The organism is Agromyces humatus (assembly GCF_021228295.1).
Taxonomy (GTDB): Bacteria; Actinomycetota; Actinomycetes; order Actinomycetales; family Microbacteriaceae; genus Agromyces; species Agromyces humatus.
The window spans coordinates 159056-185134 of sequence record NZ_JAJQPD010000003.1 but is presented as its reverse complement, the minus strand read 5'-3'; the positions used below and the strand labels follow the sequence as shown (position 1 = coordinate 185134).

Here is a 26079-nt window from a genome sequence, read left to right as displayed (position 1 = left end):
TCCAAGTGGTGTCGTTCATCGCCGTCGTCCCCGCATCGAGCGGGCCAGGTCGGCCAGGTAGGTGGCCAGCGGGTCGGGCAGCGCCGTATCGGCCAGTCGGATGCCGCGGCTCATGTACTCGTCGATCGTGCGCGTCACCGACTCGCGTGCACCGGTGCGCCGCACGATCTCACGCACCAGGTCGGCATCCGCGTCGGTCGCGTCCGGCCGCCCGAGCACCCCGTCGAGCGTCGCCCGATCGGCGAACCCGGCCCGTTGGTACGCGATCCGGATGTGCTCGGTGCGCTTACCCTGCCGCACATCCGAGAGCACCGACTTACCCGTCGCCTCGGTCACCCCGAACAGGCCCAGATCATCATCGGCGAGCTGATACGCGATACCCAGCGCCACCCCCACCTGGGTGAGACAACGCAGGATCGCCTCGGACTCGCAGCCGGCCGCGACCGCACCCAGACGCAACGGCAGCACCACGCTGTACGCCGCGGTCTTCAACTCCGCGACATGCAACGGCGCCGCCCGGTCGGGCGTGATCGTCTCGGACTGCACATCGAGCAACTCCCCCGCGATCGTGCGCTCGAGCTCGGTCGTCGCCTCGACCGCGAGCCGGTGCCGCACCGCCAGCGACGCCGGCACATCGAGCAGCGCGAGCAGCGCCGCGTTCAGCGTGAGATCGCCCGCGAGCAGACCCGCGGCAAGCGCCTGACGCTCAGCCGCAACCCCACCCGCACCCGCCGCGAGTGCCGCATCATGCGAACGCCCGATCAGGTTCGGCACCCCGTGCCGCACCCGATCCCCGTCGATCAGGTCGTCATGCAGGCACAACCCCAAATGCAGCAACTGCTGCGCACCCGCAACCTCGGCAAGCAACCGCCGATCAACGCCCCCCATACCCAGGAACGCCGCCGCGACCAACCGCGGACGCATGTGCTTACCACCATCCGACGCCTCGGCATCATCGATCAGCCGCGACACCGCCGGCCCGACATCAGCACACCGGGCACGCACACGCTGCCACAACGCCGACGTCGCCACCGGCACATGCACCGCGAACTCCTCCACCAGCGACGCCAGCCCAACGCCGGCCGCCTCATGCAGCGCATACGCCGACGGAGCAGACTCCGTGACCACGGAGATCGCCGGTACTGGCTTCATGGTGCTCCTTCGTCGACGGTGACTGGGGCGACCGGTGCAGAAACTTGAAGCGCTCGTGGCCTCGGATTCGAGGCTGACTCATCCTTCTGCCGCCGGATGCGATGAAAGTCACGCTATCGCCGACGTAAGTAGGGCGCAAGACCCCACTCTTACGGTTCTCTTCGGTGGAAGCCACGCCACGCCGCGCGCCATGCGGGCCAGATCGCAGGAATGTCCGGCCACCGGTGAATTTCCGACCCTCGGTTTGGGGTTCCCTGAGAACCTCGATACGGTGGGTGGCGGTCCTGCAAGACCGAATCGCCCAGTCCGCGCTCCGATATTCCCCACTCAGGAATTCCGAAACGTATGGTTCGGCGGTGTGGCGTCCAGCCCCAATGGCCGGACCCGATGGAGTTCCGTTCTCGCCGGTGCACAGCACCTCGCCGCCGGCTTGAGAGTGCCTCCCGATGCACCGTCAACCCGGCCGTGACCCAGGCGTTCGCCGACCCCGAATCCGATTCCGCGCGCTTCGACGCGCGCTTCGGCGCGCCTCCGGGAGCCCCATCCGATGATCGACACTCCAGCCCTCGAGGTGCACCACCTCACCAAGTTCTTCGGCCGCAAGCCGCGCGAAGCCCTCGAGCAACTGCGCTCGGGCGCGACCCGCGACGAGCTCGCCCCGCTCGGCACCGCGGCCGTCATCGACGCAGACTTCACGGTGAGGCAGGGTGAGATCTTCGTTGTCATGGGCCTTTCGGGCTCGGGCAAGTCGACCCTCATCCGCATGCTGAACGGCCTGCTCGAGGCGACCGACGGCGGTGTCACGGTGATGGGAGAGCAGATCGCCGGCATCCCGGCCAAGCGGTTGCGTCAGATCCGACGACGCCACGTGTCGATGGTGTTCCAGCACTTCGCCCTCCTGCCGCATCGCACCGTTCTCGAGAACGCCGCCTACGGCCTCGAGATCCAGGGCGTCGCGTCGGCCGAGCGTCGCGAGCGTGCCGAACGCATCCTCGACCGCGTCGGTCTCGGCGGTTGGGGCGACAAGATGCCGGCCGAGCTCTCGGGCGGCATGCAACAGCGGGTCGGCCTCGCGCGCGCCCTTGCCGCAGACACCGACATCCTGCTCATGGACGAGGCGTTCTCGGCGCTCGATCCCCTGATCCGACGCGAGATGCAGGAGCAGCTGGTCGAGCTGCAGCACGAACTCGGCAAGACCATCGTGTTCATCACCCACGACCTCAACGAGGCGATGTACCTCGGCGATCGCATCGCGGTCATGCGCGACGGCCGCATCGTGCAGCTCGGCACCGCCGAGGAGATCCTGACCGAACCCGCGGACGACTACGTCGCCCAGTTCGTGCGTGACGTGGACCGCGCCCGGGTCCTGACGGCCGGCAACGTGATGGAGGCGCCCCGCGCCGTCGTCGTGGCCTCGGCCGGTCCTCGCGCCGCGTTGCGCACGATGCGCGACCTGCAGACCTCGATGGTGTTCGTCGTCGGTGCGGGCAGGCGGCTGCTCGGCGTCGCGCACGATCGTGACGTGCTGCGACTCGTCCAGCGCGGGGAGCGGTCGCTCGACCGCGTCATCAGCGACGACCACCCCGTCGTCCGAGCGGGGGAGCACCTCTCGGAGCTCTTCGAGAGCGCCGTCGAGAGCCAGTTGCCCCTCGCGGTCGTCGACGACGACGGTCGGCTGCTTGGCGCGGTGCCCCGCGTGACGCTGCTCGCCGCGCTCGGCAACGTGAGCACCGACACCGGCGAGCCGGCCGCCGTCGAGACGCCGGCCACGATCCCGGTCGATGTCATCACCGAGACCCTGCATCGCACCGCCGCGATGCAGGTCGCCGCCGAGGTCGCCGACGCCGTCCGATCGGATGCCGCTGAGAGGAGTCCCGCATGAACGACTTCCGTCTTCCCCTCGGCGAGGCCGCCGAGGCCGTCATCGCCGTGATCACCGAGGTGCTCGGCGGATTCTTCGCCGTCGTGCGGGCCGTCTTCGCGGGGCTCTACGACCTCGTCGACCTGGTGCTCGCAGCCCCGCCGTTCTGGGCGATCATCGTCGTGATCGCGGTGCTCGGATACGCGGCGCGCGGCTGGAGGCTCGCGGTCGGCATCGTCGTCGGCCTGCTCGTGATCGTGGGGGTCGGCCAGTGGGACAACGCCATGGATTCCCTCGCCCTCGTGCTCGTCGCGAGCGCCATCGCCATCGTGATCGCGATCCCGATCGGCGTGCTCGCTGCACGCTCGGACGTCGCCTCGAAGATCATCCGCCCGATCCTCGACTTCATGCAGACGATGCCGGCGTTCGTCTACCTGATCCCGGCGCTCATCCTGTTCCGGGTGGGTGTCGTGCCGGGCATCGTCGCCACGATCGTGTTCGCGATGGCGCCCGGCGTGCGGCTCACCGAGCTCGGCATCCGCGGCGTCGACCGCGAGGTCGTCGAGGCGGGTCATGCGTTCGGATCCTCGCCGTGGCGCATCCTGCGCCAGGTGCAGCTGCCGCTCGCGATGCCGTCGATCATGGCGGGCGTCAACCAGGTCATCATGCTCTCGCTGTCGATGGTCGTCATCGCGGGCATGGTCGGAGCCGGCGGCCTCGGCGGCGAGGTCGTGCAGTCGCTCACGCGCATCGACGTCGGCCTGGGGTTCGAGGCCGGCCTCTCGGTGGTGATCCTCGCGATCATCCTCGACCGCATCACGGGCGCGCTCGGCGCCCGGCGGCGAACGTCGCGATCCACCCGCGAGCGATCGACGGATGTCCCCGCGCCGGCCGATCCCGTCGCCGCGCCGTCGTCCGTGCCGGCCTGACCGGCGCAACCGACCGAAGACCCGTCGCGCGCGAATGCGCGGCGCTCCCCAACACCCGTGCCACAGCACACGGGAGGAAAGGAAACACCATGAAGAAGCGCACCACCGGAGCCGCGGCCCTCGCCGCGACATCCGCTCTCCTGCTCGTCGGCTGTTCGGCGGACGCCGGCAGCGGATCGCTCGAGAATGGCGACCGCAAGGACGTCACGATCGCCGTGTTCAACGGCTGGGACGAGGGCATCGCCGCGAGCGAGCTCTGGAAGGCGATCCTCACCGAGGAGGGGTACGACGTCGAGCTCGAGTACGCCGACGTCGCGCCCGTGTACTCAGGTCTCACGACCGACGACTACGACGTGACGCTCGACACCTGGCTTCCGACCACCCACCAGGACTACATCGAGCAGTACGGCGACGACCTCGTCGACCTCGGCGCCTGGAACGAGGACGCGAAGCTCACGATCGCCGTGAACGAGGATGCCCCCATCGACTCGCTCGCCGAGCTCGCCGCGAACGCCGACGCGTTCGACAACCGCCTCGTCGGCATCGAGCCCGGCTCGGGCCTCAACCGGGTGACCACTGAAGACGTGATCCCCGCCTACGGCCTCGACGACATGGAGTACCTCACCTCGTCGACCCCCGCGATGCTCGCCGAGCTGACAGCCGCGACCGACGCGGGCGAGAACATCGCCGTGACACTGTGGCGGCCGCACTGGGCGTACGACGCGTTCCCGCTGAAGGACCTGGAGGACCCCGAGGGCATGCTCGGCGATGCCGAGGGCATCCACGCGTTCGGCGGCAAGAGCTTCGAGGAGGACTTCCCGACGCTCAGTGGCTGGCTGCAGGACTTCCGCATGGACAGCGACCTGTTGTTCTCGCTCGAGAACGCGATGTTCAACGAGAGCGACGCCGACGACTATGGTCCCGTCGTCGAGCAGTGGATCTCGGAGAACCAGGAGTGGGTCGACTCGCTGACCTCCTGACCCGGGTTGGATTCGGCGGATGTCGCGTGCAGCGTGCTGCACGCGACATCCGCCGTTCGCATCCGATGGCCCCCGATTCGGGGTATCGGGGGCATGTCGGCGTGGCGTAGTGTCTGGCGCGTAGACGGTGACCGGCCGGGGGCCCGGTGCCTGCTCCAGGTCGGCGGCCCTTCAGGCGACCCGCGCGCGGGTCCGGTCGACCGACCTGACCGGAGGAGCGCACCATGACCCATGATCCGAACGTTCTCGCCCCGACCTACACTCGAGCCGCGGAGCGCGGTCCCGCGCCGCGCTTCACCATTCCCGACTCCGAGATGGATCCGGGCACCGCTCGCCAGATCGTGCACGACGAGACCATGCTCGACGGCAACGCACGCCTCAACCTCGCGACCTTCGTCGCGACGTGGATGGGTGACGAGGCCGACCGGCTGTTCGCCGAGACGTACGACAAGAACATGATCGACAAGGACGAGTACCCGCGCACGGCGGCGATCGAGGAGAACTGCTGGCGCATCCTCGCCTCGCTCTGGAACGTGCCCGACGTGAAGGCATCGATCGGCACCTCGACGATCGGGTCGTCCGAGGCGTGCATGCTGGGCGGCCTCGCGTTCAAGCGCCGCTGGCAGCTGGCCCGCCGGGCAGCGGGCAAGCCGACCGACAAGCCCAACCTCATCATGAGCTCGGCGGTGCAGGTCTGCTGGGAGAAGTTCTGCAACTACTTCGAGGTCGAGCCCCGGTACGTGCCGGTCACCGACGAGCACCCCTCACTCGACGGCAGCCAGCTCGAGCAGTACGTCGACGAGAACACGATCGGCGTCGTCGCGATCATGGGTGTCACGTACACGGGCAGGTACGAGCCCGTTCAGGAGATCGCCGCGGCGCTCGACGCGCTCCAGGAGAAGACGGGCCTCGACGTGCCGATCCACGTCGACGGCGCGTCGGGGGCGATGATCGCACCGTTCCTGCAGCCCGAGGTCGAGTGGGACTTCCGCCTTCCGCGCGTGCACTCGATCAGCACGTCGGGCCACAAGTACGGGCTCGTGTACCCCGGCGTCGGGTGGGTCGTCTGGCGCACGCTCGATGCGCTGCCCGACGAGCTCATCTTCCGCGTCAGCTACCTCGGCGGCGACATGCCCACCCTCGCGCTCAACTTCTCGCGGCCGGGCTCCCAGGTGCTCCTGCAGTACTACCAGTTCCTGCGCCTCGGACGCGAGGGCTACACGGCCATCCAGCAGGAGTGCCAGGACGTCGCCATGTACCTCTCGAAGGGGATCTCCGAGATGGGCGCCTTCGACCTGTGGAGCGATGGATCCGACATCCCCGTGTTCGCGTGGCGGCTGAAGCCGGGCTACACCGACAAGTGGAACCTCTACCACCTCTCGGATCGCCTGCGCATGAAGGGCTGGCTCGTCCCGGCGTATCCGATGCCCGACGACATGAGCGATCTCACGGTGCAGCGCATCGTGGTGCGCAACGGCCTGAGCCGCGACCTCGCCGACGAGTTGCTCGACGACATCCGCGCCGAGACGGCGTGGCTCGACGGGCTGAGCTCGCCGATGCCGACCGAAGGGCAGCGGCCCGGGTTCCACCACTGAGCCGATCATGAGCACGGATGCCGCGGCGACGAGTGCCTCCGCGGGGCGCGCCGGGCGACGGCGGCGGCTGCGCCGTGAAGCGTGGGGATTCGCCGTCGGATCGCTCTGCTTCCTCGTGGGCGCGGTGCCGTTCTACGCCGAATGGGCCGGGGTCGTCGGCACGAACATCACGTTCTTCGCCGGGTCGATCTTCTTCACCGCCGCCGCGTTCATCCAGCTGAGCCTGAGCGGACGGCGACCCCCGCGTAATGACACGAACCGCGCCGATCGGGCCGACTGGTGGGCTGCGGCGATCCAGTTCTTCGGCACCCTCTGCTTCAACGTGAGCACGCTCGTCGCGCTCCTCGCGGCGATCGCCGACCCGACCCGCGTCGGCGCCGGCTGGCGACCCGATGCGTGGGGATCGGTCGCGTTCCTCGTCTCGAGCGCGCTCGCGGTCGTCGCGACGAAGGATCGCGCGCGCCTCTGGGACACCGACGCGCGAACATGGCACGGCACCTGGCTGAACCTGCTCGGCTCCATCGCGTTCGGCGCCTCGGCCGTGGGTGCCTATGTCGTGCCCGAGACCGACACCCTGCTGAGCATGTTCTGGGCGAACCTCGGCACGCTGCTCGGAGCGATCTGCTTCCTCGTCGCGGCGCTGCTGTCGCGTCGCACGATCGACGCGGAGGCGTGAACAGGGCGAGCGTATGTCCCGGAGCGTCTCGGAAGCCAGCACAGGAAGAACTGCACGACACGCCGCGTAGGGTCGACGAGACGCCGGCGTGCCCCCGAAGAGTTCCTGCATTCGGGAGTGAGGCGGGGCCGCGTGGAACGCCGCGACGGAACATCCGATCGATTCGGCTCGTGACCGGGCCTCTGGTAAGCTGGCTCGTTGGCTGGGTACTTCCACTGCCCAGACCGTCGACAATCCCTCATGAATCCGCGAGCAATCGCGGGCGTTCGCGCGGGATCGTCAGCAGACAAGAGACCTTGGGAGGGGCATCCGCCCCTCGGTATTGGAGGAAAGACCAATGGCAGCAGTGTGCCAGGTGACCGGAGCCGTTCCCGGCTTCGGACACAACATCTCGCACTCGCACCGCCGGACGAAGCGCCGCTTCGACCCGAACGTGCAGAAGAAGACCTATTACGTGCCGTCGCTGCGTCGTAGCATCACCATCAACGTGTCCGCCAAGGGCATCAAGGTGATCGACGCCCGCGGCATCGAAGCAGTGGTCAAGGACATGCAGGCACGTGGGGTGAAGCTCTAATGGCGAAGGCACAGGACATCCGGCCGATCATCAAGCTTCGGTCGACGGCAGGCACCGGGTACACCTACGTGACCCGCAAGAACCGCCGCAACAACCCCGACCGTCTCGTGCTCAAGAAGTACGACCCTGTAGTGCGCAAGCACGTCGACTTCCGAGAGGAGCGCTAAGACATGGCGAAGAAGAGCAAGATCGCGCGCAACGAGCAGCGCAAGGTGATCGTCGAGCGCTACGCGGCGAAGCGCCTCGAGCTGAAGAAGGCGCTCGTCGACCCGAACGGCACCGACGAGACTCGCGAGGCCGCTCGCATCGGCCTGCAGAAGCTTCCCCGCAACGCATCGCCGGTTCGCGTGCGTTCGCGTGACGCCATCGACGGCCGCCCCCGTGGCATGCTCACGAAGTTCGGCGTCTCGCGCGTCCGCTTCCGCGACATGGCCCACCGTGGCGAGCTGCCCGGCATCACCAAGTCGAGCTGGTAAGCAGTAGCTTCACCGAAAGGGGCGTCCCGTCAGGGGCGCCCCTTTCGTCGTCCCGGGGCATCCGGTCATCGGCTCCGGCCGACGCCCGCCCGGCGACACGCCGTGCAAAGGTACGGAAAAGGGCCGGAAATCCGCGAGATTCCGGGGATCTCTGTTACATTCGAGGCGGCCTGACGGCCACGGGGGCGTTCGAATGATCGTTCCCACTCCATTCAAGTTGCTGTACTTTTCACAGCGGAAGTCCTGAGGAGGACATTCAATGGCTGACACGCTGAACAAGTCCGAGCTCGTCGCGAAGATCGCTTCGTCGACCGGCCAGAGCCAGGCCACCGTCGACGGCGTGCTCAACGGCCTGTTCGAGGCGCTGGCCGAGTCCGTCGGCTCGGGAACCAAGGTCTCCATCCCCGGCTGGCTCGCCGTCGAGCGCACGCACCGCGCTGCGCGCACCGGCCGCAACCCGCAGACCGGAGCCACCATCGAGATCCCGGCCGGCTACTCGGTCAAGGTCTCGGCGGGTTCGAAGCTCAAGGCCGCAGCCAAGTAGGCAGGGCCTTTCAGAGGGGGCGTGCGGCGTGAGCCGCGCGCCCCTTCGTCGTCTCTCGACGTGGGGTGAAGGGCGCTGGGCGCGCCCCGCAGATCGGGCCGTCTAGGCTGGTTCAGTGCCCCGCTCAGTCCGCGTGCTCGGCCCCGCCGTGCTCACCATCGTCGCGCTCGTCGCGACGTTCGCCGCGCTCGCGTTCGGCGGCGGCGCTGATGCGCAGCTGATTCAGGACCCCGGCCCGATCACCCGCTACGGGGTGCCGATCGCGAAGCTCCTCACGAACCTCTCCGCGGCCGGAATGATCGGCGCGCTCGTGCTCGCGATGTGGGCGCTCAGCCCGAAGCGCCGCGAGTTCGACCTCGCCCTCGATGTCGCCGCGGCGTCGGCCGCGGTGATGACCGTCGCGAGTGCGGCGACCGCGTTCTTCACCTTCCTGCTGGTCACGGCCGTGCCGTTCGACCTGAGCGACGACTTCGGGCAGAAGCTCGGCCAGTTCGTCACGACGATCGAGCTCGGCCAGGCGTGGCTGACGACCACCCTCGTCGCCGCCGCCGTGACGGTGCTGTGCTTCGCCGTGCGCAACCACACCGCGCTCGTGTTCGTGACGGCGCTCGCCGTCGCCTCGCTCGTGCCCATGGCGCAGCAGGGCCACGCGGCGGGCGCTGCGGGCCACAACGCCGCGATCTCGGCGCTGGGGCTGCACCTCGTGTTCGCGGCCGCCTGGCTCGGCGGGCTGCTCACGATCGTGCTGCTGACGCGTGCGCTCGGCACCGAGCGGTTGGTGGTCGTGCTCACTCGGTACTCGACGGTCGCGCTCGTCTGCTTCATCGTCGTGGCGCTGTCGGGCTACGCGAGTGCGGCGCTTCGCATCGGCACGCTCGACGAGCTCGCGTCTCCATACGGCGGCCTCGTCCTCGTCAAGGTCGCGGCCCTCATCGCGCTGGGTTGCTTCGGCGCGGTGCAGCGTCGGTTCCTGATCGGGCGGATGACCCGTGGTGCGGGTGCAGGCCCGTTCTGGTGGCTCGTCGTCGGCGAGCTCGTCTTCATGGGTCTGGCATCGGGCGTCGCCGCCGCGCTCGCCCGCACCGCGACGCCCGTCACCGAAGCGGCCGGATCGCTCGCACGCACGCCCGCAGAGATCCTCACCGGTGAGCCGCTGCCGCCGTGGCCCGACTACTTCCGGTTCTTCACCGAGTGGAAGCCCGATCTCCTGTGGATCGTCGCGTGCGGGTTCGGCATCTTCTTCTACATCGCCGGGGTGCTGCGGTTGCGCAGGCGCGGCGACCACTGGCCCGTGTACCGCGCCGTGCTGTGGGTGGCCGGCCTGCTGCTGCTCGCCTACGTCACGAGCGGTGGCGTCAACGTGTACGAGCAGTACCTCTTCTCGGCGCACATGCTCGGCCACATGGCGCTGACCATGGCGGTGCCGGTGCTGCTCGTACCCGGTGCTCCGGTGACACTCGCGGCACGGGCCATCCGACCGCGCAAAGACGGCAGCCGGGGCGGTCGCGAGTGGATCCTGCTCGCCGTGCACTCGAAGTTCGCGGGCTTCATCGCGAACCCGATCGTCGCCGCGGTGCTGTTCGCCGGCTCGCTCTGGGTGTTCTACTACACGCCGCTGTTCCGTTGGTCGATGCTCGACCACATCGGCCACGAGTGGATGGTCACGCACTTCCTCATCACCGGCTACCTGTTCGTGCAGTCGCTCATCGGCATCGACCCGGTGCCCTACCGCCTGCCGTACCCGTTCCGTTTGCTGCTGCTGCTCGGCACCATGGCGTTCCACGCGTTCTTCGGGCTCGCGATCATGAGCGGCACGGGGCTGTTCCTCGCCGACTGGTACGGCGCGATGGGCTGGGGCACCGACGCGCTCGTCGACCAGCAGCTCGGTGGAGGCATCGCCTGGTCGGTCGGCGAGATCCCCACTGTGGCGCTCGCCATCACCGTCGCGGTGCAGTGGGCACGCAGCGACGAGAAGGAGTCGAAGCGCCTCGACCGTCACGCCGACCGCACGGGCGACGCCGACCTCGAGGAGTACAACGCGCGCCTCGCCGCCATCGCCGAGCACGACCGCAGATCGTAGGTCGAGGAGCGCCCGGCCCGATGCCGAGCGAACGCGGGTTTCGAGGCGGTGGTCTCGAGACGGCGCTGGCGCGCCTCCTCGACCCACGCGCGCTGCGCTCCCTCTTCACCCCACTCGAGCCGGCGCGCTACTTCAGCTGGATCGCGATGGAGCCGTCGGGGTTGATCGACGCCGCGAGGGCGAGGGTGAACGGCCGGTCCTCCTCGAGCGTGTAGAAGCGGCCGTCGAAGAGGTCTTGCGCCTCGACCGAGATGTGCGCGACACCCTCGGTCGGCGGCATGTCGAACGAGGTGTCGCTCGGGGTGAGCGTGACCTGCGGGGTGCTGAGGATCGACCACTGCGGCGTGCTCGTGACGCGGTCGTCGACCTCGATGCCGAACGGGCACCCGGCGGGCTGGAGGACCTGCTGCTCGGCGCACGCCGCGAGGTATTCGTCGACCTGGAGCTGCACGCGTTCGACGAATGCGGCGGTGGGCTGGGCGTCGACCGTGACCGGCACCCGCTCGGCCGCGCCCGCCAGCACCGACACGGGCGCCGCCTCGAGCAGGGTGGAGTCGTACTCGAAGGTGTACGACGCTGGGGCGATCGCGAGGTACGGCGCCGTGTGGCTGAACGCTTCGAGCTCTTCGCCGGTCTTGGTCGCGCGCGTGTCGAGGGTCAGCTCGCCCACCGTGAAGAGCGGATTGTGGGCTGCCGTCACGTGGATGACCGCGATGGGGCTTTCGTCGAACTCCCACCGGTGGAGCACGCCGTAGAGCGGCTCGATCGGGTGCACCCGGAACGTCGACTCGGCGATCTCGTCGTCGAGCCGGTAGCTCGCCGTGACCGAGTGGCTTCCGTCGGGGTTGGCGATGTCGCTCACGATGCGCACGTCTTGCGGGCCGGCGGCGACGACGCCCGAGCGCAGCATGGCGGTGGAGAGGTCGGCCGGCAGGCCCAATGCCTCGAGCTCGGCCTCGTCGAGGGCGACACCCGGAGTCGACGCGGCACCCGCGATGTCGTCGTCGGCGATCGCCTCGAGGTAGCGCTCGACGAAGCTCGAGGCGCCGTAGATGGTGGCGTTCAGCCCGCCGAGCGCCGCGAGGAACGCTCCGACGACGAGCATGGCCAGGCCCGCCCAGCCGATGATGGCCATGGCGGAGACCCGCCCCCGGCGCACCTCTGAATTCCCCACCCGGCCAAGTCTATGGGTGGGGTTCAGGACAACCTGAGGATATCCACAACGGCCCCCGTTCGCCGGCGGTGCACAGATTCGGCCCCCTCGCCGACGGCGCCGTCGCACGCGGTTACAGTGGGAGCGCGCACCCTCGGCGACGGCGCGGTGCCCACGGCCGGCATCGACGCGCGGCACCGGCTGCGACATCCGCTCGCCTCATCGAAAGACTCCCCGTGCAGAACGTGACCCTCACCCGCGAACAGGCTGCGGTGTTCCAGGCGATCGAGGGCACCCGCGAGCATGTGTTCGTCACGGGTCGCGCCGGCACCGGCAAGTCGACGCTGCTGAACCACCTGAACTGGCACACGCAGAAGCAGATCGTGATCTGCGCGCCCACCGGGGTCGCGGCCCTCAACGTCGGCGGGCAGACCATCCACTCGCTGTTCCGCCTGCCGATCGGCGTCATCGCCGACCACGACATCGATCAGAACGACACCGTGCGCAAGATCCTGAACGCCATGGACACCCTCGTGATCGACGAGGTATCGATGGTGAACGCCGACCTCATGGACGCGATGGACCGGTCGCTGCGGCAGGCCCGCCAGCGGCCGTTCGAGCCGTTCGGCGGCGCCCAGGTCGTGCTGTTCGGTGATCCGTACCAGCTCGCCCCGGTGCCCGGCGACGGCGACGAACGCGCCTACTTCGCCGACACGTACGACTCGATGTGGTTCTTCGACGCGAAGGTGTGGCGCGACGCCGACCTCAAGATCTTCGAGCTCGGCGAGGTGCACCGCCAGCACGACGACGAGTTCAAGCTCATGCTGAACGCCGTGCGTCACGGCCGGGTGACAGCCGAGATCGCCGGCGTGCTCAACGGCGTGGGGGCGCGGCGACCGCTGCCCGAGCAGGGGGCCATCACCCTCGCGACGCGCAACGACACCGTCAATCGCATCAATGCGACCCAGTTGCACCGGCTGCCCGGCACCTCGCAGGCGAACGAGGCCGAGGTCAACGGAGACTTCGGCGGGCGTGCGTTCCCGGCCGACGAGCGACTCGAGCTCAAGGTCGGTGCCCAGGTGATGTTCCTGCGCAACGACACCGCGATCGGGCACGACGCCCAGCGCTGGGTGAACGGCACGATCGGCACGATCACATCGCTCGAGCGCGAGGTGAAGGTCGACATCGACGGCGACGAGCACGAGGTCGAGCCGGTCACCTGGGAGAAGTTCAAGTACTCGTGGGATCCGGTGCGCAAGAAGCTCGAGCGCGAGATCGTCGCCGAGTTCACCCAGTTCCCGCTGCGGCTCGCGTGGGCCGTCACCATCCACAAGTCGCAGGGCGCGAGCTATGAGACCGCGATCGTCGACCTCGGTTCGCGGGTGTTCAGCCCCGGCCAGACCTACGTCGCCCTGAGCCGGCTCACCGCGCTCGACGGCCTCTACCTCTCGCGGCCGCTGCGGCCGAACGACATCATCGTCGACCGCAACGTCGAGCGGTTCATGTCGGGCGCCATCCGCGAGATCGGGCCCGCGGGCGACTGATCGGGGCCGCTTCGCCTGCCCGGGTTACAATTCCAACGGACACACGGCTAAGGGGGCTTGGTGGGTGACCGGTATGGGGGCAAGCGGCGATGGCGAGCGGCGATCGCCGCTTTCGCGACCGCGGCCGCGCTCACGCTGACGGGCTGCACCGGGGGTCCCGTCGATCCGGCGCAGCAGTTCGATCCCGTCGAGGGCGCGTTCGACGCAGCGCTCGTGACGTCGCTCGAGGGCGTGCTCGACCAGGCGATCGCGCTCAGCGGATCCAGCGGCGGGGTCGCCGGGGTCTGGGCGCCGTGGGCGGGCTCGTGGTCGGCGGCCTCGGGATCCGTCAGTCTCGGCGAGGGGGCGCGACCGGTGTCGACCGACAGCCGTTTCCGCCTGGGCCCGCTCACGGCCGAGCTGACCTGCACGGTCTTCCTTCGTCTCGTCGAGGCCGGAACCGTCGCGCTCGACGACCCCGTGACCGACTACGTCGACCGGGTGGCCGGGCTCGATGACATCACACTCGAGCAGCTCTGCCGTCACACGTCGGGTCTCGCCGACTACTACCCCGGACTCGAGCCGCATTTCATCGCCAACCCCGAGCGCGTCTGGTCGCCCAACGAACTGCTCGCGACCGGCCTCGCCAACAACCGCACCGGAACCCCGGGTCAGAAGTGGTCGTACTCGCGCACCGGCATCCTGCTGCTCGGGCTCGCCCTCGAAGAGGCCACCGGCCGCACCTGGAACGAGCTGGTGACGCAGTACATCGCCGATCCGCTCGGCCTCGACGACACGGCACTGCCGGGTCCGAGCACCACCCGCGTCGACGGCGTGCTCGGGGCGTACGCCGCGAGCATCGCGGCCGACGGCAAGCCCGTGTGCGAAGCCGTGCTCGACGACTCGGCGCAGTCGAGTTCGATGGGCGGCGTCGCGGCCGGCGCGGTGTCGAGCCTCGACGACGTGCGCAAACTGAGCGAGGCCTTCGCGACGGGGTCGCTGCTCGGCGAGCACCACGCGCGCGCGCAGTGGACGACGATACCGCTCGGCGGTTCCGCGCCCCCATGGCAGAAGTTCGGCATCGGCGGCGCCGAGTACGGCCCGCTGCGCGGCGGATTCGGCGAATCGCCCGGAGCGCTGACGGCGGCGTTCACCGATCCCGAGACCGGGCTGACCGTCGTGGTGGCGCTCAACAATTCCACCTCGGGCGCCGACTTCGTGCGTGAGACCGCCTTCGCCCTCGCGTCGCTCGGCTCGAAGGCCGCCGCGGCGGGCGAACGCCAGCGGCCGCTCGTCGAGCTGCCGTGGTCGTTCGAGCAGGCGTCGGCGAAGATGACGGAACTCGGCCTGTGCCCCACCGTGACGGATGCTCCGGAGGAGACGCCGACCGAGACGCCCGCGCCGCCCGCCGAGGGCTGACGCGCGCTCCGCTGCCCGAGTCCCAGCGGAGCCCGGCGTCCCTCTTCCCGCAGCGGCACCATCGGTGGGAACATCACCGTAGACGTTCGTCCGGCGTCGGGGGTGCCGCATGGGGATGCGGCGGAACGGGGTCGAGATGAAGAACTGGCCGGTCATCGCGATCCTCGGCAGCGCGCAGTTCGTGATGGTGCTCGACGGCACCGTCATGAACGTGTCGATCTCCACCGTGGTCGAGGACCTCGATACGTCGGTCGACGCGATGCAGGCTGCGATCACGTTCTACACGCTGACGATGGCGGCCCTGATGCTGCTCGGCGCGAAGCTCGGGGATGTCTGGGGGCGGCGCCGGGCGTTCGTGATCGGGTCGATCGTCTACGCCGTCGGCTCGCTCACGACGGCGCTGAGCCCGAACGTCGCCGTGCTCTTCCTCGGCTGGTCGATCATCGAGGGCTTGGGTGCGGTGCTCGTGATCCCGGCGATCGCTGCGCTCATCGCCGACAACTACGACGGGCACGCCCGGGTGAGCGCCTACGCGATCATCGGCGCGGCATCCGGCGCGGCGGTCGCGGCAGGACCGCTCATCGGCGGATTCATGACGACCTACCTGAGCTGGCGGTACGTGTTCGTCGCCGAGGTCGTCATCATGGCGGGCGTCGTGCTGTTCGCTCGACGCATCGAGGATCGAACGGGTGCCCGACCGTCGCGGATCGACGTGCTGAGCGTGCTGCTCTCGGCGGCCGGGCTCGTCTTCGTCGTGTTCGGCATGCTGCAGAGCAAGACGTGGGGCTGGGTCATCCCGCTGCAGCCCCCGATCGTCGGCGGCATGGAGATCGCCCCGCTCGGCGTGTCTCCGACGACGTGGTTCATTCTCGCCGGGTCGGCGCTCATCTGGGCCTTCGTGGCCAGGCAACGGCACCTGGCCGCCGCGGGCCGCCCGCCGCTCGTCGACATCACCCTGTTCCACATCCTGCGACTGCGCAGCGGGCTCACGGTGCTGCTCGCGCAGTACGCGATGACCGCGGGCCTGTTCTTCATGATGCCCGTCTACCTGCAGATGACCCTCGGCCTCGATGCGCTGCAGACCGGGATCCGGATCTTCCCGCTGTCGATCGGGCTGATCCTGTTCTCGATCCTCGGCACGCGTCTCTCGTTGCTCTGGTCGCCGCGTCGCATCATCCGGGTCGGGCAGGTGATCCTCGTGTTCGCGTCGGGGCTGCTGCTCGGCGCCGTCGACCTCGAGCTGAAGAGCCTGGCGTTCGGTGCGGGCATGTTCGCCGCCGGCGCCGCGCTCGGGCTGCTGGCCTCGCAGATCGGCAACGTGAACATGTCGAGCGTCGGCGAGGAGCAGTCGAGCGAGGTCGGGGGCCTGCAGGGGGTGTTCCAGAACCTCGGTTCGTCGCTCGGGACCGCCCTCATCGGGTCGGTGCTGATCGGGGCGCTCGCGACGTCGTTCGCCGGCGGGGTGGCCACGAGCTCGCTCCCCGAAGAGACGCAGGCGGTGGTGGCCGAGGCGACGCAGGGCGGCGTGTCCATCGTGCCCGCGGCATCCGTTCCCGAGCTTGCGACTGAGGCCGGCCTCGACGACGCCGAGGCCGCTGAGCTCGAGCGCGTCTACGCCGAATCGCAGATCGAGTCGTTGCGCGTGTCGCTCGTCGCCCTCATCGTGATCGCGCTGGCGTCGTTGTTCTTCTCGCGCGGCATCCCCACTGCGGTGTTCGGCCGAGCACCCGGGGAGGGGCCCGACGAACGTGCCGATGCTCCCGCTTCGCCGACGAAGGAGAACTCATGAACCCGCAACCGCTCCCATCGCCGACCGATTTCAGCGCACGTGCCGAGTACGGCCGGGAGGCCAGGCGGCGCACGCCGCGATCGAGCCATGCCGGATGGACCCCGCCGGCCGATCGCTTCGACCCCGTCGCCCTGCTCGAGGAGCAGGCGACGACGCGCGTGCCCGAGCTCGTGCCGATTCGGCACGCGCGCATGCTGGTCTCGCCGTTCACCTTCTACCGGGGTGCCGCGCTGCTCATGGCCGCCGATCTCGCGAGCACGCCGGTGTCGGGCATCACCACGCAGATCTGCGGTGACGCGCACCTGTCGAACTTCGGCGTCTTCGGCACCCCCGAGCGCCGGCTGGTGTTCGACATCAACGACTTCGACGAGACCCTGCCCGGCCCCTGGGAATGGGACGTCAAGCGGCTCGCGGCGAGCTTCGAGGTCGCCTCGCGCAACTTCGGCGCTTCCCGCGGCGACCGGCGTGCGGTGAACCTCGCGGTCGTCCGCGGCTATCGCGAGATCATGCTCACGGCCGCGGGTTCGAACGTGCTCGACGCCTGGTACGACCGCATCGAAGCAGAGCGGTTCATGGCCTCGGTCGAGGCCGAGCGCAAGGCGAAGCGCATCGAGCGCAGGCAGCTGAAGAGCACGACTGCCGTCATCGAGAAGGCGCGCACGCGCGACAGCATGCGCGCCGTCGCGAAACTCGTCGAGGTGGTCGACGGCGAGATGCGCATCGCGGCCGATCCCCCGTTGATCGTGCCGCTCGACGACCTGCACCCGGCGGGTCGCACCCGCGAGGACGACGTCGCCCAGATGAAGCAGTTGCTTCGCTCGTACCAGTCCACGCTGCGTCTGCCCCGCCACCCGATGGAGGAGTTCGAGTACGTGCACATGGCGCGCAAGGTCGTCGGTGTCGGCAGCGTGGGCACCCGCGCGTGGATCGTGCTGCTGCGCGGCCGCGACGACGGCGATCCACTGCTGCTGCAGGCGAAGCAGGCCGAGGCGTCGGTGCTCGAACGATTCCTGCCGGCGAGCGAGTTCGACAACCACGGTGAGCGCGTGGTCAACGGTCAACGGCTCATGCAGGCGGCGAGCGACATCTTCCTCGGCTGGCAGCGGGTCACCGGGTTCGACGGACTCGAGCGCGACTTCTACCTGCGGCAGCTGCACGACTGGAAGGGCGCTGCCGATGTGGACAACTTCGACGTCACCGGGGCGAGGTTCTATGCGGAACTCTGCGGCGGCGTGCTCGCCAGGGCCCACGCTCGCGCGGGCGACCGTGTGGCGATCGCCGCGTACCTCGGTCGCAGCGACCGGTTCGACACGGCGATCGCCGAGTTCGCGTCCGACTACGCCGACCAGAACGAACGGGACTACGCGGCGTTCGCCGATGCGGTTGCCTCGGGCCGGCTCGAGGCGGCGTCGACCGTCTGAGCCGCCGAGGGCCGGACCCCGCCGAGCTCTCGAGTCAGCGAGGGCCGGGCCGCTGACCCGCCGACGCGTCGCGCACGATCGCCGCGATGCGCTGCGACTTCGTGTCGTCGCGGGCGGCGAGCGCGACCCACGACAGCGCCGAGCGGCGTACCGACGGCGGGTAGGCGTTCCAGTTCGCGCGCGCGGCCGGGTCGACGTCGAGCAGGATCGCGAGCTCGGCGGGCTCGATGAGCCGCTCGGCGTCGTCGAACACGTTCCACATGCCGTTGGCCTTCGCGGCATCGATGGCAGCCGTGCCCGCGGGGTGCATGAGCCCGTCGGCCTCGAGTCGTTCGACGCGTTGCTTGTTCGACGCCGACCACGGACTCTTGGGCGTGCGGCGCGTGAACCACATCATCGTGCGCTCGTCGTCGACCGACTTCGCCTGCCCGTCGATCCACCCGAAGGCGAGCGCCTCGAGCACCTGCTCGTCATAGGTCGGGCGCGGCCGGCCCGTGGTGTTCTTCCACACGACGAGCCAGACTCCGGGGCTCGCGGCATGATTGTCGGCGAGCCAGGCGCGCCACTGCGCGCGTGACTCGACGTGGAGACGTTCGGCGGCGTCGCGATCGACCATCCACGCATGCTACCGGTCGGCACCGACCCCACGGGCGCCGCGGGTCGCGGCATCCGATGTCAGACGGTGGGCGGTACGTCGGGGTTGCCGGGGGCCGCCAGCGCGTTGACGAAGCGGATGAACACCGAGATCCACCCGAAGATGATGCTGAACGCGATCAGCTCGAACGCGGTGAGGTTGTAGTAGCCGACCGGTTCGAACAGCAGGAACGCCCCGATCAGCACTGCGAAGGTGCCGATGCAGAAGATGAAGAACCGGCGGGGGAGTCCGGCGAGGATGTGCGGCGACCCGAGCACCATGACCGAGAATGCGATGGCCATTCCCGACGCGCACAGGTTGTGCAGCGGCATACTCACGTGCAGCGGGAAGACGCCGACGCCCGCGAGCATGAGTCCCATGACGACGAATGTCACCGAGATGGTGCGAGGGGCGGTCGGATGCTCCAGCACGCCCCGCTCGACGAGCGCGGTCAGATCGCGGTCGAGGTACAGTGCGAACGTCGTCACGAAGAATCCCGCGACGATCAGCGCGAGGTTGAACAGCGACGACGAGAAGTCGCCGGCTGTGCCCAGTTGGCTGAAGTGGTACTCCCACCAGGCCGGGTCCTGCGCCGTCGCGATGCTCGTCAGCACGCTGATCGCCATGAACGCCACCAGCATCGACGACATCTTGCGCGTCGAGATCTCCGAGACCGACTGGTAGATCAGGTATGCGGCGGCACCGGCGCTCACCGCGACCGCGATGGCGCTGCTGTAGACATCGAGCACGAGGCCCTCGAAGCTGCGCTGCAGCAGCACGAAGACCGCCGTCGCGAGGATCGCCGCGATGATCGCGTGCACGAGCGCGACCGTGGTCGAGTCGACGAGGAACTTCCACGACGCGATGTGCAGTCGCCACTCCTGTCCCGGCCGGTACCTCGAGCGCCAGTAACCGGTATAGCCGGCGGCGGTGCCCCCGACCAGTGCGCCGAGGGCCGCGACGGCGCCGACCGACAGGCCGCCCCAGAGCGGGGTGACCTGCCCGGCGAAGAGGACCGCCGCGACGAGGCCGAAGAGCACGGCCGCTGCGAGCCCGGCGACGATCGCCTCGGTCTCGACGCGGAGGCCGTACGAGCGCGGGCTCACCCCGCCCGACCGGATGCGTGTGGTCGGGCGGGATGCCGGTGGCTGATCTGCGGCGAGCATGGTGAGCGCGTTGTCGCGATGACGGGTGACCGTCGCGGCGGTCTACGACCGTCGGGCGGATGCCCCGATCAGATGCGGCGTCGCCGACCCGGTGTCACGGCGGCGCCGACGACGGCCGCCTTCGCGATCGGCGCAGGTCCGGGCGTGACGGCGGCGCCGACGACGGCGGCGGTTGCGATCGGCGATCTGCCGGGGCCGGTCACCGCCGCCCCGACGACGGCGGCCCTGGCGACGGGGGCGCCGACGACGCCGACCCGTCCGACTCGTGCTGCCCTGAGTGGCATGATCAGGCTCCTGTCGTGTCGAGCGATGCGTCGGCCTCGAGCGAGGCGATGATCGCCTGGATGGGGATTCGACCGTTGGCGATGAGCTGCCCTCCGGCCCGGCGCGCGGCCGAGGCGAACGGGGCTGCCCACAGGTTCTCGTAGACGAGCACGCCGGCGACGCTGCCCGGCTCCATCGCCACTGCGAGGTTCACGACGTCTTCTGCGGCGAGCAGCTCGGCGAGTTCGGACTCGAGCGCGACCAGCGGCCCGAGCTCGCCGAGATCCTCGAGCTCCATGGCATCGATCTCGCCCTCGGCGTCCTTCGTCAGGATGATGAGGTCGATCAGCCTGATCGTGCCCGCGTCGACGAGTCTGACGAGCTCATCGGCGATCTCGCCGGTGAAATTCGCCTGCCCCGCCGGGAACTCGATGACCAGGAAGTCCACCGGCCCCAACTCGTCCAACGTGCGCTCGGTCATCTCGGTTCCTCTCCTCGATGCTCGGAACGATCCTCCCTGCACCTGCCGTCCGCATCACACGGATCGCGTGATTCGGAGCTGTCTCCGGCCTCATCGCCGATCCGCGCCGGATCCGCCATGATGGTCGACAGAGGGGCCGAGATGACCGCGAAGCGCATTCCCCGGTGGCTGGTGCCGCCCGGAGTCGATACGGCGCTCACCTACGAGCGCGCCTGGCTCTGGCCCGACGTGCGGGCCGGACTCGTGCTCACGGCCCTGCTCATCCCGGCGGGCATGGGCTACGCCGAGGTTGCCGGCCTCCCGCCCGAGACCGGCCTCTACGCGACGATCGTGCCCCTGCTCGTCTATGCGGTGTTCGGGCCGTCGAAGATCCTCGTGATCGGTCCCGACTCGGCACTCGCACCGATCATCGCGGCGGCGATCCTCCCGCTCGCGGTCGGTGACGAGTCGCGGGCCGTCGCGCTCGCCGGGCTGCTCGCGATCATGGTCGGAGTCGTGCTCCTGGCCGGGGGCGTCCTGCGGCTGGGCTTCGTGACCGACCTGCTGTCGAAGCCGATCCGCGTCGGCTACCTCAACGCGATCGCGTTGATCGTGCTCATCTCGCAGGTGCCGAAGCTGCTGGGGTTCTCGGTCGAGGGCGACTCATTGCTCGACGAGGTGGGTGCCATCTTCGCGGGCATCGCGGGCGGTGAGATCCAGCCGCTCGCGGTCGCGTTCGGCGTCGGATGCCTCGTCGTCATCCTCGGACTCACCTGGCTGAAGTCGCCCGTGCCGGGCGTGCTCGCGGCGGTCGTCGTGGCGACGGCCCTCGTGTGGATCCTCGGACTGGCCGAGGATCTGCCCGTGGTCGGCGCCCTGCCCGGAGGGCTCCCGACACCGGCGCTCGCCGGGCTCGAGTGGTCGGATGTCGCGGATCTCGCGCTGCCCGCACTCGGCATCGCCCTCATCGCGTTCGCCGACACGGCGGTGCTCTCACGCACCTTCGCCGCACGCCGCGGCGAGACCGTCGACGGCAGCAAGGAGATGGCCGCGCTCGGTGTCTCGAACATCGCGACCGGGTTCCTCAGCGGCTTCCCGATGTGCGGGTCGTCGTCGCGCACGCCCGTCGCCGAGCAGGCCGGTGCGAAGACGCAGTTCACCGGTGTCGTCGGCGCGGTGCTCCTCATCGCATTCATGCTCCTCGTCCCCGGTCTGACGGCGCACCTGCCGGCCGCGGCCCTCGCCGCGGTCGTGATCGTCGCGGCATCGCGGCTGATCGACGTGAAGGGCTTCATCCGGCTGGTGCGGATGGACCGGGTCGATGCCCTGCTCTCGGCATCCGCATTCCTCGGCGTGCTCGTCTTCGGTGTGCTCGAGGGCATCGGCGTCGCGATCGGGTTGTCGCTGCTCGCGTTCGTGATCCGCTCCTGGCGCCCGTACCGGGCCGAGCTCGGGCGGGTCGAGGGGTTGCGCGGCTACCACGACCTCTCGCGGTACCCCGAGGGAGAGCGGATCCCCGGTGTCGTCATCGTGCGCTTCGACGCGCCGCTCTTCTTCGCGAACGGTGACCTCTTCGACGCCTTCGTGCGTTCACGGGTGAAGGACGCGGGTCCCGGCATCCGCACCGTGATCCTCGCGGCCGAACCGATCACCGACATCGACACGACGGCCATCGACGAGCTGGTCGAACTCGACGACTACCTCGCCTCACGCGGCATCCGTCTCGTGATCGCCGAGATGAAGGACCCGGTGGTCGACGTGCTCCGCGAGTACGGGCTGCGCGACCGGTTCCCTCCCGAACGCTTCGCGCCCACCGTCGGCGCCGCCGTCGACGACGTCACCGGCACCCTTCGCGGTGACCTCGACGGAACGAAGTGGGACGACGACGACGGCGACGACGTCGGCGGCGAACGGTGACGCACGTGCAGCGTGGGATCAACCGGCGCGGACGCCGGAGCGGAAGCCCCGCAGCCGAAGGCTGTTGGTGACGACGAAGACGCTCGAGAACGCCATCGCGGCACCCGCGAGCATCGGGTTCAGCAGGCCGAGCGCGGCGAGCGGGATGGCGGCGACGTTGTAGGCGAACGCCCAGAACAGGTTGCCCTTGATGGTGCCGAGCGTGCGCCGTGAGAGGCGGATCGCATCGGCCGCGGCACGCAGGTCGCCGCGCACCAGGGTGAGGTCGGCGGCCTCGATCGCGACATCGGTTCCCGTGCCCATCGCGAGACCGAGGTCTGCCTGGGCGAGTGCTGCGGCATCGTTTACGCCGTCGCCGACCATCGCGACGACCTTGCCCTCCGCCTGCAGGCGGGTGATGACGTCGACCTTGTCCTTCGGCAGCACCTCGGCGATCACGTCGTCGATGCCGACCTGGGCGGCGACGTCTCGTGCGACGGCGGCGTTGTCCCCGGTCAGGAGCACGGGCTTCAGGCCGAGTCGCCGGAACTCGTCGATCGCCTCGGCGCTCGTGGCCTTGATGCGATCGGCGACGGTGAGCACACCTCGTGCGGCGCCGTCCCAGGCGACGAGCACGGCGGTGCTGCCGGCGCGTTCTGCGGTGCGCACGGCCTCGGCGAGTTCGTCGGGCAGTTCGATCGACCAGTCCTGCAGGAGGAGGCCGCGGCCGACCACGACGAGGTGGCCGTCGACGACGCCCTGCACCCCGCGACCTTCGAGGGCGGCGAACGATTCGACGTCGGAGAGCGCGCCGGTGCGTTCGGCAGCGCCGACGCTGATCGCTCGTGCGATCGGGTGTTCGGATGCCGCTTCCACGGCACCCGCGTAGCGGAGCACGTCGTCCTCGTCGACGCCGTCGGCGGTGTGCACGTCGGTGAGCGTCATGCTGCCGGTCGTGACCGTGCCGGTCTTGTCGAGCACGATCGTGTCGACCCGACGCGTCTGCTCGAGCACTTCGGGGCCCTTGATGAGGATGCCGAGCTGCGCGCCGCGACCCGTGCCGACGAGCAGGGCGGTCGGCGTGGCGAGGCCGAGCGCGCACGGGCACGCGATGATCAGCACGGCGACGGCGGCCGTGAATGCGGCCTCGGCCGGGAAGCCCGCGCCCAGCCATGCCCCGAGCGTGGCGACGGCGATCGCGATCACGATCGGCACGAACACCCCCGCGACCCGGTCGGCGAGTCGCTGCACCTCGGCCTTGCCCGACTGCGCGTCTTCGACCAGTCGAGCCATCTGCGCCAGCTGCGTGTCGGATCCGACGCGAGTGGCTCGCACCACGAGCAGCCCGCCCGCGTTCACGGTCGCGCCGCTGACCGTGTCGCCTGCGGCGACTTCCACCGGAACGGACTCTCCCGTCAGCAGCGACGCATCGACGGCGCTGCGACCGTCGACGACGACGCCGTCGGTCGCGACCTTCTCCCCGGGCCGCACGACGAACTCGTCGCCCACGGCGAGTTGCTCGACCGGGATCCGCACCTCGGCGCCGCCGCGGCGCACGGCGACATCCTTCGCGCCGAGTTCGAGCAGTGCTCGCAGGGCCGCGCCGGCCCGTCGCTTGGAGCGCTTCTCGAAGTAGCGCCCGGCGAGGACGAACATCGTCACGCCGGCAGCGACCTCGAGGTAGATGTTCGCCGCTCCGTCGGTGGGAGCGATGGTCAACTCGAACGGATGCGTCATGCCCGGCGTGCCGGCGGTGCCGAAGAACAGCGCCCAGGACGACCACAGCAGCGCTGCGATGGTGCCGACCGAGATGAGCGTGTCCATCGTCGCGGCACCGTGTCGCAGGTTCATCAGGGCCGCCCGGTGGAACGGCCACGCCGCCCACAGCACGACGGGAGCGGCGAGCGCGAAGCTGAGCCACTGCCAGTACGTGAACTGCAGGGCGGGGATCATCGACATGGCGATCACCGGAACGGCGAGCACCACGCTTCCGACCAGCCGGTTCCGCAGCGACCGGAGTTCGTCATCGCGCCGATCGCCCGAAGCGGCGTGCGCCGGCTCGGAGGGAGGCGCTGGGAGCACGGCCGTGTACCCGGCCTTCTCGACCTCGGCGATCAGGTCAGCGGTGTCGTAGCCCGCGGGCGCTTCGACGCGGGCGTGCTCGGTGGCGTAGTTCACCGTTGCGCTGACGCCGTCGAGCCGGTTCAGCTTCTTCTCGATACGCATCGCGCACGACGCGCAGGTCATGCCGCCGATCTCGAGCTCGACCCGCTGGGTCGTCGTCGCTGCGGGCATGGGTTCAGTGTCCTTGCTCGGTGCCGGTGTGCGTGCCGGTGCCGGTGTCGGTGTGCGGCGGTCCTGAGTCGTCGGCCGACGAGGTCGCCTCGCCCGCCGTGACGGTGAACGCCGCCGTGTGCACCTGTCGGTCGATCTTCACGTCGAGGTACAGCAGGTACTCGCCGACGCTCGGCACCTGCGCGGCGAACGACACCGTCGAGGCATCCGTCTCTTCGCCGTGCTCGGGGTGCACATGCAGGTACGCGAGGTCGCCCTTGCGCAGGGCCACGAGGTGTCCGTTCGCGCCGAGGTACGGTTCGAGCACGACGGGCGCGCCGTCGCGGGTGATCGAGAACGTCAGCTCGGAAGCGGTGCCCGCGACGACGTCGCCATCGATCGAGACCTCGTACGGTCCAGCCGAGACGACCGTGGCGACGGGCGGCGCGCCCGATGAGGTGACGTCTCCCTCGACCTGCAACGACGTGGTCAAGGTGAGTCCCTCGCCGAGCGCTCGCGGCACGAAGTCCGCGAAGAGCCGATAGCCGCCGGCGGAGCCCCACGTCCACGGGATCGACCACGTGCCGTCCTCGGCGAGGATGGGATGCACGTGACGGAACTCCGCGCCGTCGGTGCGCACGACGATCAGGTGCAGGTCCTTCTCGTGCTCGGTCGCGTACTCGGTGACCGCCGCACCGTCGGGCCCCGTCAGCGTGAAGGCGAGCACGCCCGCCTCGCCGGCGATCGTCGGTGCCGAGACATCCTGCAGCGTGTACCCCCGTTCGCTGGAGACCACTCCGCTGACGGGCGAAGGCGCAGACGCGGCATCCGTGCCCTCGGCTTCGTGGCCGGATGTCCCGTGCGCGGGCTTCTCGTCACGCCAGCCGTCGGCCGCCGACGACGGAACGAGCAGGCGCCCGCCGCCGACGGCGGCGGCGAACACGCCCAGGAGTGCCGCGGCGAAGAGCCCGAGCCGAAGGGGGGTTCGCATCTCAGACCCGCTCGGCCCGGTAGCCGGCCTCCTCGACGGCGGCGATCACCGCAGCGTCGTCGATCGGACTGGTCGCCGAGACCACCAGGCGCCCGTTCGCCGCCGACACGTCGATCGCCGATACTCCGCCGAGCTGCCCGACTTCTTCTCGGACCGACATCTCGCAGTGTCCGCACGTCATTCCGGTCACCGTGAACTCCGACGTTGCCATCGCTTCTCTCC

General features: G+C 69.5%; 24 protein-coding genes. 15 read left to right on the top strand and 9 right to left on the bottom strand.

Annotation, left to right across the window (positions count from 1 at the left end):
• Positions 1-15: 15 nt before the first annotated feature.
• Positions 16-1152: a polyprenyl synthetase family protein gene (locus LSF15_RS06075; RefSeq protein ID WP_232497636.1), complete on the bottom strand. Its 1137-nt coding sequence runs from the start codon at positions 1150-1152 to the stop codon at positions 16-18.
• 547 nt (positions 1153-1699) lie between these two features.
• Here LSF15_RS06075 and LSF15_RS06070 point away from each other — a divergent pair.
• The 10 genes from LSF15_RS06070 (at position 1700) to LSF15_RS06025 (ending at position 10867) form a co-directional block, all read left to right on the top strand.
• Positions 1700-3034, top strand: coding sequence for a quaternary amine ABC transporter ATP-binding protein (locus tag LSF15_RS06070; protein WP_232497635.1), 1335 nt, complete (start codon positions 1700-1702; stop codon positions 3032-3034).
• Positions 3031-3942 carry an ABC transporter permease gene (locus LSF15_RS06065; protein WP_232497634.1) on the top strand — a complete coding sequence of 304 codons (912 nt, stop codon included), beginning with the start codon at positions 3031-3033 and terminating at the stop codon, positions 3940-3942. The genes LSF15_RS06070 and LSF15_RS06065 overlap by 4 nt, the downstream gene beginning before the upstream one ends.
• Before the next feature lie 89 nt (positions 3943-4031).
• On the top strand, positions 4032-4922 hold the full coding sequence (locus LSF15_RS06060) for a glycine betaine ABC transporter substrate-binding protein (RefSeq protein ID WP_232497633.1): 891 nt from the start codon (positions 4032-4034) through the stop codon (positions 4920-4922).
• A gap of 224 nt (positions 4923-5146) precedes the next feature.
• On the top strand, positions 5147-6517 hold the full coding sequence (gene gad, locus LSF15_RS06055) for a glutamate decarboxylase (protein ID WP_232497632.1): 1371 nt from the start codon (positions 5147-5149) through the stop codon (positions 6515-6517).
• Positions 6518-6524: 7 nt separating this feature from the next.
• Entirely contained in the window at positions 6525-7193 is a 669-nt protein-coding gene (locus tag LSF15_RS06050) for a YrhK family protein (protein ID WP_232497631.1), read from the top strand.
• Positions 7194-7530: 337 nt separating this feature from the next.
• Entirely contained in the window at positions 7531-7767 is a 237-nt protein-coding gene (gene rpmB, locus LSF15_RS06045) for a 50S ribosomal protein L28 (protein ID WP_232497630.1), read from the top strand.
• The gene (gene rpmG / locus LSF15_RS06040) at positions 7767-7934 is read left to right on the top strand and encodes a 50S ribosomal protein L33 (RefSeq protein WP_022892462.1); all 168 of its coding nucleotides are present in this window, start codon (positions 7767-7769) and stop codon (positions 7932-7934) included. Before rpmB ends, rpmG begins: the two co-directional genes overlap by 1 nt.
• Positions 7935-7937: 3 nt before the next feature.
• The gene (gene rpsN, locus LSF15_RS06035) at positions 7938-8243 is read left to right on the top strand and encodes a 30S ribosomal protein S14 (protein ID WP_232497629.1); all 306 of its coding nucleotides are present in this window, start codon (positions 7938-7940) and stop codon (positions 8241-8243) included.
• 259 nt (positions 8244-8502) lie between these two features.
• A complete protein-coding gene (locus LSF15_RS06030; RefSeq protein WP_231045430.1) occupies positions 8503-8787 on the top strand; it encodes an HU family DNA-binding protein in 285 nt (94 codons plus the stop codon).
• A gap of 115 nt (positions 8788-8902) precedes the next feature.
• A complete protein-coding gene (locus tag LSF15_RS06025; protein ID WP_232497628.1) occupies positions 8903-10867 on the top strand; it encodes a bifunctional copper resistance protein CopD/cytochrome c oxidase assembly protein in 1965 nt (654 codons plus the stop codon).
• A gap of 127 nt (positions 10868-10994) precedes the next feature.
• Here the strand turns inward: LSF15_RS06025 and LSF15_RS06020 are convergent, their stop codons facing one another.
• Positions 10995-12041, bottom strand: a complete 1047-nt coding sequence (locus tag LSF15_RS06020; RefSeq protein WP_232497627.1) for a hypothetical protein — start codon at positions 12039-12041, stop codon at positions 10995-10997.
• 215 nt (positions 12042-12256) lie between these two features.
• On the opposite strand from LSF15_RS06020, the gene LSF15_RS06015 reads away from it, so the two are divergent.
• The 4 genes from LSF15_RS06015 to LSF15_RS06000 all read left to right on the top strand — a co-directional run bounded on the left by LSF15_RS06015 (position 12257) and on the right by LSF15_RS06000 (position 18172).
• Entirely contained in the window at positions 12257-13564 is a 1308-nt protein-coding gene (locus tag LSF15_RS06015) for an ATP-dependent DNA helicase (protein WP_232497626.1), read from the top strand.
• A 60-nt stretch (positions 13565-13624) separates the two neighbouring features.
• A complete protein-coding gene (locus LSF15_RS06010; protein WP_232497625.1) occupies positions 13625-14962 on the top strand; it encodes a serine hydrolase domain-containing protein in 1338 nt (445 codons plus the stop codon).
• A gap of 136 nt (positions 14963-15098) precedes the next feature.
• A complete protein-coding gene (locus LSF15_RS06005; RefSeq protein WP_232497624.1) occupies positions 15099-16751 on the top strand; it encodes an MFS transporter in 1653 nt (550 codons plus the stop codon).
• Positions 16748-18172 carry a DUF2252 domain-containing protein gene (locus LSF15_RS06000; RefSeq protein WP_232497623.1) on the top strand — a complete coding sequence of 475 codons (1425 nt, stop codon included), beginning with the start codon at positions 16748-16750 and terminating at the stop codon, positions 18170-18172. The genes LSF15_RS06005 and LSF15_RS06000 overlap by 4 nt, the downstream gene beginning before the upstream one ends.
• Before the next feature lie 34 nt (positions 18173-18206).
• Here the strand turns inward: LSF15_RS06000 and LSF15_RS05995 are convergent, their stop codons facing one another.
• The 4 genes from LSF15_RS05995 to LSF15_RS05980 form a co-directional block, all read right to left on the bottom strand.
• Positions 18207-18788: a YdeI/OmpD-associated family protein gene (locus LSF15_RS05995; protein ID WP_232497622.1), complete on the bottom strand. Its 582-nt coding sequence runs from the start codon at positions 18786-18788 to the stop codon at positions 18207-18209.
• Between the two features lie 59 nt (positions 18789-18847).
• Positions 18848-19972 carry a DUF998 domain-containing protein gene (locus LSF15_RS05990; RefSeq protein WP_232497621.1) on the bottom strand — a complete coding sequence of 375 codons (1125 nt, stop codon included), beginning with the start codon at positions 19970-19972 and terminating at the stop codon, positions 18848-18850.
• Between the two features lie 68 nt (positions 19973-20040).
• Positions 20041-20256, bottom strand: a complete 216-nt coding sequence (locus LSF15_RS05985) for a hypothetical protein (protein ID WP_232497620.1) — start codon at positions 20254-20256, stop codon at positions 20041-20043.
• Positions 20257-20258: 2 nt separating this feature from the next.
• The gene (locus LSF15_RS05980; RefSeq protein ID WP_232497619.1) at positions 20259-20717 is read right to left on the bottom strand and encodes a DUF6325 family protein; all 459 of its coding nucleotides are present in this window, start codon (positions 20715-20717) and stop codon (positions 20259-20261) included.
• A 117-nt stretch (positions 20718-20834) separates the two neighbouring features.
• On the opposite strand from LSF15_RS05980, the gene LSF15_RS05975 reads away from it, so the two are divergent.
• The gene (locus LSF15_RS05975; RefSeq protein ID WP_232497618.1) at positions 20835-22613 is read left to right on the top strand and encodes a SulP family inorganic anion transporter; all 1779 of its coding nucleotides are present in this window, start codon (positions 20835-20837) and stop codon (positions 22611-22613) included.
• 18 nt (positions 22614-22631) lie between these two features.
• On the opposite strand, the gene LSF15_RS05970 is transcribed toward LSF15_RS05975, so the two are convergent.
• From LSF15_RS05970 to LSF15_RS05960, 3 genes are read right to left on the bottom strand one after another with little or no spacing between them, the layout of a single operon-like run.
• Entirely contained in the window at positions 22632-24887 is a 2256-nt protein-coding gene (locus LSF15_RS05970) for a heavy metal translocating P-type ATPase (protein WP_232497617.1), read from the bottom strand.
• Positions 24888-24891: 4 nt separating this feature from the next.
• A complete protein-coding gene (locus tag LSF15_RS05965; protein WP_232497616.1) occupies positions 24892-25857 on the bottom strand; it encodes a DUF8832 domain-containing protein in 966 nt (321 codons plus the stop codon).
• Between the two features lies 1 nt (position 25858).
• Complete coding sequence (locus LSF15_RS05960; RefSeq protein ID WP_232497615.1) at positions 25859-26068, bottom strand: heavy-metal-associated domain-containing protein; 210 nt, start codon at positions 26066-26068, stop codon at positions 25859-25861.
• Positions 26069-26079: the final 11 nt, after the last annotated feature.